The following is an 11,096-nucleotide window of genomic DNA, read 5'->3' as shown; positions in this document are numbered from 1 at the left end:
TACGTATTCTGAAAAGATTTTTTATGGAAATAATCATAACCGTAACCATAACCATAACCTTTTAAATACCCTCTTGTTTTTACCCCATTAAATACAATCTCCGCATTGCTGACTTTGATCAAACGATTATCAGTATTTTCAAATTGGAATATAACTTTTGGTGTAAATGCATGTCGGACAACATACAAGGTTATGTCGCTAAATTGTTCTAATATTAAATCATCCGTTATCGGATCAATTGATATAGTATCGACTAATATCAGGTCAAAGCCCGTTTCAAGATTTGATAAAAGATCGTGTATCTTGTTTGAAGAAAATAAAGACGCATACCCGGATTCCAATTGTCCGCATTTAATGATAAACAGATTATCAATTTCTGTTGGAGTAATTACCTGCTCTATACCGCACATACCTTTCAGGTATTCTGCAAGCCCTTTATCATTGCTTGTCTGAAAATTTTGTGAAAGCGTTTTACTGTTAAAATCCAGGTCAATCAATACTACCTTTTTGCCTGCGGCAGCCAGTTCTTTGGCGAGATTTAAACAGACAAAAGTTTTCCCTTCACCTGCCTGACTGGATGTTACCAGGATTTTCTTCTTTGTATTGTCTTTATTAAATAGATTCAGTCCGGCAATGATTTGATACAATTGCCACTTAAAGAAATTTATTTTCCCTGTATCTGTTTCATTGTTTTTTATCTGGCCAAGTTCGCCTATTGCCGGCATACCAGTAAGATTTTCTATTTCTGACCGGAAAAGAATTTTACTGCTTATAAAATCTTTTACGAAAACAATGCCGAATGCGATTACAAATGCTAAGAATAACGCAACGGGAAATACGATTGTCTTCTTAGGACTCGAAGGTTTAATTGAAGATTCTGCTACATCCAGGATTCTGCTATCAGGTACTGTTGAAGCATAAGATAAAGCTGTTTCTTCTTTCTTCTGAAGTAAGAAATCATAAACATTATTGATAATTGTTTTTTGCCTGCTTATCTCCAATAAATTTCTTTCCTTTTCAGGAATTGTCTGTAATGTTTCGGAATATTTTTTGTTGGTGGCATTCAACTGATCTCTGCTGGCAATTAAATTTATTCGTTGAATTTGAATGCTCTCAATGATATTCAAACGCAGCTGACTCAATTCATTTGACAATGCTGTTAAAACAGGGTTATTGGTTCCGGTTGTTGCCTTTAATCGCTCATACTCCAGCTCTGTAGTAGAAAGCTTTGTTAAAAGCTGGGATAGTACAGGATCACTGATGCCAAGAGTTGAGGGCACTACTGTTCCAATTGATTTGCCTGAATTAACAAAACGTTGTACACGATCAAGTACAGACAATTGCATATCTATTACTGCCGCTTGCTGATCATTCTCTCCAACGTTCTTTAAGAAAAGAGAGCTTTGTTCACTCAAATTGATTGCGCCCTGCTCTGACCGGAACTGTTGAATTTGCTTTTCAATCGAATCAATATCAGATTTAACATGCTGCAACCGATCGTCAACAAAACTCATCGTATTGTCTGCCAAAGCATTTTTGTCATTGATGCCGGCACGATTGTAAGCATTGATCAATTCATTCAAAATATCTTCAGCTTTCTCCGGGACTTCGTCTACAAACTGCAATGAAACGACAGAAGATAATTTATTGACAGCTTTTACATTTAAGTTCTGAAGTACTGAACCCACTACCTTTTTGATAGGAATCAGTGAAAAGTACAGAGGGTTTGTTGTGGCCTGCTTTAAATTTGTATTTTTTTCAAATTTTAATTCTCCATAAGGAAGTTTAATCCATTCTCCCAAAGGATACTTTTTCCCTTCAATAGCTACTTGCCTATTTATACTATCATAAGTAAAAGATACTTCATTTGTTTCGATAATTTCATCCGGATTTTTTACGCGCACAGAAATAGGCGATGTACAATATGCCGACAATGTTCTAATTTTACTCTTCATTAAAACCGGCGCATATAGCCCCAAGGATTTTACCACCTCTTTCATCAGAGTACGGGATTGCATCACCTCTAATTCGTTTTCAACAATCTTCTTTGTTCCGAAAACATTCAGATCCTCAATCATTCGGGATTCATCATATCCCTTTTTCTCATCTTTTACTAAAAGCACTGCGGTTGCTTCATATTTAGGCAATGCCATACGCATATAGACAACGGCACCGACCATAAAAAATACGATCAAGCCAATTAATAATGGCCAATAAGGTAAAAACTTATACGTAATTATATGAAGCAGATTATTTTCGTGAGCTTTGATATTTTTGTTGATTTGACTCATTTTATTTAAAAATAACGATAAGAGAAATTAATAATGAAGTACCGCTGAATACGGCAGATAAGTATGTTCCAAGCGGCCGGGTTGTCGCTACCTTAGATCTCCTTGGTTCGACATAAATAATGTCATTCGACTTTAAATAATAATACTCTGAATAAAATAGATCTGAAGAACTTAGATCCAATCGCACTAGTTTTTTCTCGCCTCCTTCTTCACGAATCAATAATACATTATTACGCTTTGCATAAATTGTCATATCTCCGGCCAATGCCAGCGCTTCCAACAGCGTTACCTTTTCGCTGGGAATATTGTAAACGGAAGGTCTTTCAACCTCACCCATTATAGATACTTTAAAATTTAAAAAACGAACATTCACAATAGGGTCAACTAATAGCTTACGATTTAATAATTCAGCTTTGATCGTGTCCTCTAGTTGTTTTGTTGTTAAACCTTCAGCTTTAATCATTCCCAGGATTGGGAATTGAAGATTTCCATCAGCATCTATTAAATAACCGAAAGATTGGTTTATGGTTCCCGATATAGTTGTTGTATTTGATGTTTTTCCGATTGAATTGTTAAAGACTTCTGATGCTGCGGCATTCAGGCTGCTAACATTTACACTCAGTAAATCATTCTTTTTTATTACCGGTGTCTCTGCCTGTATATTAGACGCATATGAAACGTCTCCAAGTTTCCTGAAATAAATCGAATGTTTAGTACTATTACAAGAAGAAGTAATGACAGCCAAAAATAAGACGAATACCAAAAGCCTATACATAGTGATTTTTTTATAGATTATTCCAATACAGTAAATATACTTTTTTTTATATCTACTATTACCTAAAATTAAGTCAATTATTGTAATTTATTAAGAAATAAAAATAATTTCATTTTAATATTTCTTGAATTTATTTTTTAGCATCAGACAAATTTTGCGCTATTAATTATTTTAAAAAAACCTGCCTATAATAAATCCAGTTTTAATGCTGAAAACATTGTCCACATAATTAAACTAAAACAAGTATTAATAAAAAAGCATTTTTTATAATATTTTAAATACTTGATTTACTTCCGATAATTTTCTGGGTAATGAGAATATTGTTTTTGTTAAATTTATCATTCATATACTTATATAAAGATTAAAACTTCGAGTCTTGATAAATTTTTTATGTGCATACCAATACATAGATATGCGTTTATAACTATCTTTGAATCAAATTAATTTCTAGTTAGCTGTAGAGAATCAAGGGGTATGCAAAAAAGAAAATTGTTGAACACCCGACTTTCTGTTGGAACTTATACTAATTTCATTGAAGAAATAATTTTTTTATCACAACAGAAAAAATCTTCTTATGTCTGTGTGTCTAATGTACACATGGTCATAGAGGCTTATCTTGACAAAAATTTTTCTAGAATTGTAAATAGTGCTGATATAGCAACTCCTGATGGCATGCCTTTGGCAAAGTCAATGGGATTGATTTATGGCGTTCATCAGGATCGGGTTGCAGGAATGGATCTGATGCCTTCGATCATCCATGCTGCGGAATCCAGATCTTTATCGATTTATTTTTATGGCTCGACTGATGATGTGCTAAAATTAATAATCAATAAAATATCTGTTGAACATCCTAACTTGAAAATTGCAGGTTATTATTCTCCGCCGTTCCGCGCCTTAAGCCAGGATGAGAAGGATGAGATCGTAAATACAATTAATTCATCGAATCCTGATTTTGTTCTGGTAGCCTTGGGCTGTCCTAAACAGGAAAAATGGATGGCTGAAAATAAAAACAAGATTAATAGTTGCATGCTTGGTGTTGGGGGCGCCTTTACTGTTTATGCAGGCGTACAGAAACGCGCTCCGTTTTGGATGCAGCAGATAAGTCTGGAATGGCTTTATAGATTCTTTCAGGAACCAAAGCGGTTAGGGAAAAGATACCTTGTCACAAATTCATTATTCAGTCTGTTAATGGTCAAATTCAGTATCGGGCAATTCATCAGAATGTCTCAATATAATATCAAAAAGAAATTAGGGTAAAAGTGGTTGCAAACAGCTAAAAGTTATTAGTAACTAACTTACTGAATTGGAATAAATAAAAAAAGTCCTGCCAATTAGCAGGACTTTTTTTTATTTATGAATAACAGGTGTTATCGTATCTGTTAATTAAATAAATTAGAACTCCCAAAGGTTATGTTCGTATTCAAGTAATTCGAATGCTGCCCACTGAGAAGCCATAAGACCTTTCAATTGATCTCCGCCGTAGATATCTGTTAAATAAGCATCTTTCGGATTAGAAACTTTGATGATATAAGAACTGAATAGTCTCAGATCAAATGCATCAGCAAGGTTTTTATGTTCTCTTTCATTCTGAGGGTTAAACCAGATAGCCTTAGGGTTATCTTTAAACAGCTTTTCGCAAAGTTCCTTATAAGAATATGATGCTAAAGCATACTGAATCCCTTTAATGTTTGAAGGGTGGTCAGCAGGAATATAGAACGTTATAGCATCAATATCGAAATATTGTCTTGAACGTTGCTTGTCAAATAACCACTCTTCTTTGATCTCCATCTGATAGATGTCAGTTGGGAAGAATTTATCTCCACCAGTTGAAGTTGCTCTGTAAGAGTAATCTTCATTTTGCCACATCATCAATGTATCTTCCGGAGTATATGCCGGCTGATCGCTTGGCATTGTTAATAAAGCATTGAATTCATCGATAGATAGCTTAGCACCATTTTCCAATGAATCATTCATATATGGAGTGATAGTACCGGCAAGAGTTGCATCAATGATCAATCTTGAAATCTCGCGATTTCTTGAAAACATTGGCAAATTCTGTTTTTCTCTCAAATCAATAGCTCTAATTAACGTCTTCTTATACATGATATCAGATGTATGAATAGGACGAACTGAGTATTTATTGAATCCTGTAGCATATGGATCTTCCCATTGCTTTGCAGGAGTCTCCTGTGCATTAGCCATAAAGGCTAATGAACAGAAAACGATAGATGCGATAACACTGATTTTATTCATAATACAGTAGTTTTAATATTATTGTAAAGGAACAGTAAAGATTGGTGTACCAATGTTTACTTTTTCTTTTTCGCCTAAGAAGTTCGTACGATAAACTTCCTGAACTTCAATGATCAAACGATCGTTAGCCTGAGCCTGAGAAGCAAAGCTGCTCAAGTTTGCAACTTCAGAACTGAAGTTCTGCTGAGTAACCGGACGTTTACCTCTAGCTAGCATTACGTTCCATTTTGTTACAGTATAACGAGCATCTTTAGGTAAGAATTGTGCAAAAGACTCATCAGCTTTAGCTTTGACTTGTAAAGATCTCGGACCAGGAGCAGTCATACCGTTTTTCTGATCTACTTCTTTACCGTTGTTCAATACCATGATAGTAGGTTTCGGAATACCTCTAACTTTAAAGTCCTGAGAACCGATTGCGTTACCACCACTTGAAACGTTTAATTTAACACCTGTAGCGCTTGTAGGCACTACTACGACAACACCTTTGCCCAAAGACTTAAGAGTTGCGCCAGATGCAGTGAATGAAGGATTATAAGTAGCTCCTAATGCAGGAACCTGTACACTTAATTCATTACCGCAACGTAAGTATAAAGCGTTAACTGAAGCAGATTGGATCTGGATTACAGGCTTAGCAACAACGTAGTCAAATGTCTGTGTGAAAGTTGTATCTTTTCCTTTGCTATTGATTGTAATAGCACCAGTCCATTTTTGCTTAGAGTTACCTTCTGCATCATAACCAGTAGCAGATGCTTTGAATTTAACTTTACCTTTACCGTTTTCAACCGGAATTGGAGAACCATTTCTCTTCATTGTCGGGTTAACCGCAGAAGAAGATGCAGCTAAGAATAAATCAGCTTCGTAATCTGTACCTGCAGCAATAGTGCTAGACTTAGCAACAGCCACCGGGAATACGTTATCAAATTTAAGATCCGCAGCACCAACTTGAGCTGCCAATAAATCAAGAGCAGTAGTTTCAAGTTTTTTAACTTCAGACTCGAATGTAGCAGTAACCGCTAAAGCAGCAACCAAAGGAGTTTCAGCGTAGTTCAACTTAGCGAAATCCTTAGATTTTTGATCTGGTTTCTTTGCATATTTCTCATCTTCTTTACCGTCCAAAGCAATCTTTTTGTTCGGCATTTCTTTACCTACGATACCAGGTAAAGTTTCTTGGCTGAATTTGTTCAATGCAGCCTGTAATGCATAAGCTTTACCGCTTTTTGAACCTTCAGTACCAACCATAAGTACCGCGATAGCCTCTTCTTCTTTACCACCTTTGTAAGAACCATCTTCTTCACGGCCACCTGATTTGATGATCATTTCTTCACGAAGATCATTCATCATTTTGATAACCTTTGCAGTTTCAGCTCTAACAAGTGCAGCCTTTTCAGATACAGCCTTATCTTTTCCACCGCCATCAGCAACAGCTTTGTCGATTTTCTTAACAGTACCGTCATTGTTTTTATCAGCAACGCCTACTGCATACATTAAACTTTCATCCAAGAAGATGAATTTTTCCATGATCGCAGAACTTACTTGTAGAGCCAGCAAGGCTGTCAATACAAGGTACATCATACCGATCATCTTTTGCCTTGGTGTTTCTTTACCTCCAGCCATAATTGATATTTTTTAAGATGATTTTTTAATAATTAAATTTTAATTACCAGGTATGAATTAACCTCTCATTGCTGTTAACATGTTACCATAAACACCATTCAATGATGTTAAGTTTTTAGACAATTTGCCTAATTCTTCTTTGAATGCTTGAGTATCACGAGATGCATCAGCCATATTTTCCATTGCAGAAGATAAGTTAGCATAGAACTTATTCATTGCACGTAAGTGGTTGTTTGCATCAGACAATTCCATTTCATAAACAGCGTTCAATGCACCTAAGTTTTTAGTGATTTTTTGAACTTGCTCATGGTATCCTTGTGCATCAACTGTAGCAGATGCCATTCCAGACATAGCCTCAGCAGTTTTTGAGTATGCATCGTTCATTTTGTTTAATGAACCTGTAGCACCTTTAATTGCAGTAGTATATTCAGAAGAAGCAACTGTAGCATCTGATAAATCAGACATTTTAGCTACGTTATCGCTCAAGCTGTTTAAACCTTGGCCTAAACGACCGATTACAGAAGCATTAATATTTGCAGAAGCTAACATATCATCCAATTTAGCAACAGTACCAGTTGGAGTTGCAGGCTCATCATCATCACCGTCAAAGTCTTCAGCTAATTGCGGATAAACTCTTGACCATTCCGGATCTTTATGAGGTTTCTGGAATGCAGAAATAGCAAAGATTACAGCTTCAGTTCCCAAACCAACAACCAACATCGGGCCTGCAAATGGCCAGTGCATGATCTTAAATAAAGCACCAATAATTACAACAGCAGCACCTAGACCATATACCTTAGGCATGATCTTGTCTTCTAATACATTTTCGCCTTTCTTGCTCATTTTAGTAACAAAAGTTTAAAGTTTAACAATTTGTAGTTTATGTTCAGTTTAATTAATTACAATAAATAAATTCTCAAATTAGAATTCGTAACCAGAAGAACGACCTAGGTAAGTCATTACTGTTCTGAATCCAATATAAGATTTTGTTGTATCCTGGTATTCAAATGTTCTTGTACCAGTTTCAAGATAGTATGCAATGTCTTTCCAAGAACCACCACGGATGATTTTTCTAACTTCATCATCATTGTAGTAAGTAGGGTTCAAATCCCAAACGATTGGTACTGCAGCATCATAATATGCATCTTCACACCATTCAGAAACGTTTCCAGCCATATCATAAAGACCGAAATCATTTGAAAAGTAAGAAGCTACCGGTGAGCTATACATGAAACCATCATCATAGTAGTTACCTCTGCCTGGTTTAAAGTTTGCTAACATACATCCTTTAGAGTTACGGATGTAAGGGTTACCCCAAGGATATTTAGCCATGTCACGACCACCACGTGCAGCATATTCCCATTCTGCTTCTGATGGCAATCTGAAACGAGGCATTTGCCATAAACCGTTTTCAGCCCTCCAGTTATTCATGTGTTGTGTCCTCCATTCACAGAAATACTTGGCAGCCCACCAGTCAACACCCACAACCGGGTATTCGTCAAATGCAGGGTGTGCATAGTAGTATTCCATCATTGGATCACCCATGTGGTGAGAAAAATCACGAACCCAAACAGTCGTGTCAGGATATAATTCAGTCATTACGTATTCTTCACCTAATGTAGCAACTGAATCTTCCAGCATGACAGTCATGAACTGGCGGTATTCATTGTTTGTAATTTCAGTTTCATCCATGTAGAATCCACCGATCGTTACCTGCTTATTTAAGTTGATTTGAGTAGCCGGAACATCCTGATCCGCTTGTCCCATGTGAAAAGTTCCCGATGGACAAACAACCATACCATATGGTACTGTCTGTACCCAAGACTCTCGACCTGGAACCCCTACTAGATCTCCTCCTCCATCTGCAGGTCCTTTGCTGCAGCTTTGAGTCATAAAAAGACCAGCTAAGGATGCTATGATCGCAAAGCGCTTTCCGATAACACTGACTTTATTCATAATCCCGATTTTTATTTATTGTTTCCTGTTAAAGTATTTCTAATTGTCTATTTCAATTCGAAACAGAGAATCTAAACTAGTATTTTTGTTGAAATAACGCAAATAATAATGAAATATTATTTTTATGCAATTAATAATAAGTTTACTACAATTCGCTCAAAAACATTGTAAAAAACTTATTATCAATTAATTAAGGGCAATTAATACTCTTCTTGTCTATATCTTGGAGTTCTTACGATTGGCTTCAATTGCAACCATTTTGTAGGAATAACATAAGATAGCATGATCTCATGAGAAGTTCTTGTTTTAGCCTGTACACCGCTGGTTACATAGTCAAATGCATAACCTAATCTCAATGCATTATTTTTCATCAGGTTCATACCTATCAAGAAAATAATGTCATCATTTGCTACAGTGCTTCCGCCTCTAGTTACTTCTTTGTTCGCTATGGACTCTCTGGCACTGATACCACCATAAAACTTATCATTATACATTAATGTAGCTCCAAATAAGTAAGTATAATTTCTTGTATCGGTCTGGAAAAATGCATTTGGAGTCAATTTTAACATACCACCACTGAAATTGAATGTATAACCTGCAGTTACGTAAGCGTGGCTACTTAATTTTGACGCGATACTTGTATCTATTCCATATGTATATTTCGTTCCTGAAAAATGGCTCGCGCTTACTCCAATATAATATTTAGGTGTCTGCCAGTATAAACCCGCAGCGATATCAGGTTTTACCTGGCTTGCAGGAGCATTAAGCAAATTTGTATAAATCGGGTCTGTCCTATCAATCACCTGATACCAGTTCGTATTTAAATTCTCATATCTGAAGCCTGATCTTAAACCTACGCCCAGTTTACCGGTTTTGATTTTAAAATGATATGCCAAAGAAATCTGTAGTTCAGTAGTGTTGATTGGTCCTTTTGAGTCATATACAAAATTAGCCCCAACACCTGTACGTTGATTTAGAAAAGGAAGCAGGGTATTTGCTGTTATTACAGCACTTGTAGGCGATGTCCCGCCTGGTGCATCAGTTGTTGAGGAATATCCTAACCATTGCTTTCTGAATATACCTGTAATTCTGGTTACCCCTTCTAATCCCGCATATCCTGGATTATAATTCATGGAGTTGAACATATAATGGCTAAACTGCGCATCTTGCTGTGAAAATGCAGACATTTCCAAACACATTACCCCTAAAAAAATAAAAAGAATTCTACTGATTTTTTTCATATACTATGCAATGAGGAGTTCTCAATTAATATGCTATGTTTATCTAGTTGTAAACAAAGCTAGTGAATTCATACATGATTTATACCAATAAGGTTACATATTTTTTAATAATCCTTAAATAAATTGTACTTATTTAATATTATTCGCTTTTTTTATGTATAATTCTATTGCACCCGTCATGGATGGTGCGTTTGGTAAAGGAGCTTCAACGTCTAATATCAACCCTGCATCATGCACAGCTTTTGCTGTTGTTGGCCCAAAAGCCGCAATTCTTGTACCCTTTTGTTCAAAATTTGGAAAATTGACAAATAATGAACTGATTCCTGATGGACTGAAAAATGTAATCATATCATAGTTTACATCAGCAAGGTGTGATAAATCACTTGCCACTGTTTTATAAAAAATAGCTTCTGAAAATTCGAATCCGCTTTTTGACAAAAACATTGGAATATCATCCTTACGAATATCTGAGCATGGATACAGGAATTTCTCTGTTTTATGCTTCTTAATAACCTCTTCCAGATCGGCAGCGGTTTTCTTCCCTACAAATATTTTTCTTTTCCTTATAACAATATACTTCTGCAGATAATTAGCTGTTTGCTCAGTAATACAGAAATACTTCATCTCTGCCGGTACTTCAATTTTTGCCTCTGCACATATTCTAAAGAAATTATCAATGGCGTTTCTACTGGTAAAAATTACAGCTGTATGGCTTAATATGTCGATTTTCTGCTTTTTAAATTCTTTTAAATCGACTTGCTCAATTTGTATAAAAGGAATAAAATCAATTTTAAGATTATACTTTTCAGCTAATACATAATAAGGTGATTTCTCGTCCGTTGGTTTAGGCTGTGAAACTAGAATCGTATTTACCTTTTTTAGTCTATTGTCTTTAGCTAATTTGTCTTTTGCCTTAATTTCGCTCATGTTGTTATTAATGGAATTGACCTTTTTCCTGAATTCGTT

At 35.7% G+C, this 11,096-nt stretch carries 9 protein-coding genes; 1 reads left to right on the top strand and 8 read right to left on the bottom strand.

The window, feature by feature from the left end; translation table 11 throughout:
• Together ACTHJT_RS03160 and ACTHJT_RS03155 are read right to left on the bottom strand one after the other, a co-directional pair.
• The coding region (locus ACTHJT_RS03160) for a GumC family protein (protein WP_440236315.1) at positions 1-2,291 on the bottom strand (2,291 nt) is incomplete at its 3' end.
• Between the two features lies 1 nt (position 2,292).
• Positions 2,293-3,066, bottom strand: coding sequence for a polysaccharide biosynthesis/export family protein (locus ACTHJT_RS03155; protein WP_440236314.1), 774 nt, complete (start codon positions 3,064-3,066; stop codon positions 2,293-2,295).
• 474 nt (positions 3,067-3,540) lie between these two features.
• On the opposite strand from ACTHJT_RS03155, the gene ACTHJT_RS03150 reads away from it, so the two are divergent.
• Entirely contained in the window at positions 3,541-4,323 is a 783-nt protein-coding gene (locus tag ACTHJT_RS03150) for a WecB/TagA/CpsF family glycosyltransferase (RefSeq protein ID WP_440236312.1), read from the top strand.
• Between the two features lie 135 nt (positions 4,324-4,458).
• Here ACTHJT_RS03150 and gldN read toward each other — a convergent pair whose 3' ends face one another.
• The 6 genes from gldN to ACTHJT_RS03120 form a co-directional block, all read right to left on the bottom strand.
• Positions 4,459-5,319 carry a gliding motility protein GldN gene (gene gldN, locus ACTHJT_RS03145; protein ID WP_440236311.1) on the bottom strand — a complete coding sequence of 287 codons (861 nt, stop codon included), beginning with the start codon at positions 5,317-5,319 and terminating at the stop codon, positions 4,459-4,461.
• Positions 5,320-5,337: 18 nt separating this feature from the next.
• Positions 5,338-6,933, bottom strand: a complete 1,596-nt coding sequence (gene gldM, locus ACTHJT_RS03140) for a gliding motility protein GldM (protein WP_440236309.1) — start codon at positions 6,931-6,933, stop codon at positions 5,338-5,340.
• A gap of 57 nt (positions 6,934-6,990) precedes the next feature.
• Positions 6,991-7,776, bottom strand: a complete 786-nt coding sequence (gldL, locus tag ACTHJT_RS03135; protein WP_440236307.1) for a gliding motility protein GldL — start codon at positions 7,774-7,776, stop codon at positions 6,991-6,993.
• Positions 7,777-7,854: 78 nt separating this feature from the next.
• Positions 7,855-8,889: a gliding motility lipoprotein GldK gene (gldK, locus tag ACTHJT_RS03130; RefSeq protein ID WP_440236305.1), complete on the bottom strand. Its 1,035-nt coding sequence runs from the start codon at positions 8,887-8,889 to the stop codon at positions 7,855-7,857.
• Between the two features lie 200 nt (positions 8,890-9,089).
• Positions 9,090-10,130: a type IX secretion system membrane protein SprP gene (sprP, locus tag ACTHJT_RS03125; RefSeq protein ID WP_440236303.1), complete on the bottom strand. Its 1,041-nt coding sequence runs from the start codon at positions 10,128-10,130 to the stop codon at positions 9,090-9,092.
• 129 nt (positions 10,131-10,259) lie between these two features.
• Positions 10,260-11,057, bottom strand: a complete 798-nt coding sequence (locus ACTHJT_RS03120) for a uroporphyrinogen-III synthase (protein WP_440236317.1) — start codon at positions 11,055-11,057, stop codon at positions 10,260-10,262.
• Positions 11,058-11,096: the final 39 nt, after the last annotated feature.

Source organism: Cytophaga sp. (genome assembly GCF_051961495.1).
In the GTDB taxonomy this organism is placed as follows: Bacteria; Bacteroidota; Bacteroidia; order Cytophagales; family Cytophagaceae; genus Cytophaga.
Note: the sequence above shows the minus strand (reverse complement) of the source record. Positions and strands in the feature narration are given on the sequence as shown.

Coding starts and splice junctions, on each gene's coding strand:
- gldK (WP_440236305.1), bottom strand. CDS start 8,889: ATGAATAAAGTCAGTGTTATCGGAAAGCGCTTTGCGATCATAGCATCC.
- ACTHJT_RS03155 (WP_440236314.1), bottom strand. CDS start 3,066: ATGTATAGGCTTTTGGTATTCGTCTTATTTTTGGCTGTCATTACTTCT.
- gldM (WP_440236309.1), bottom strand. CDS start 6,933: ATGGCTGGAGGTAAAGAAACACCAAGGCAAAAGATGATCGGTATGATG.
- gldL (WP_440236307.1), bottom strand. CDS start 7,776: ATGAGCAAGAAAGGCGAAAATGTATTAGAAGACAAGATCATGCCTAAG.
- gldN (WP_440236311.1), bottom strand. CDS start 5,319: ATGAATAAAATCAGTGTTATCGCATCTATCGTTTTCTGTTCATTAGCC.
- ACTHJT_RS03120 (WP_440236317.1), bottom strand. CDS start 11,057: ATGAGCGAAATTAAGGCAAAAGACAAATTAGCTAAAGACAATAGACTA.
- sprP (WP_440236303.1), bottom strand. CDS start 10,130: ATGAAAAAAATCAGTAGAATTCTTTTTATTTTTTTAGGGGTAATGTGT.
- ACTHJT_RS03150 (WP_440236312.1), top strand. CDS start 3,541: ATGCAAAAAAGAAAATTGTTGAACACCCGACTTTCTGTTGGAACTTAT.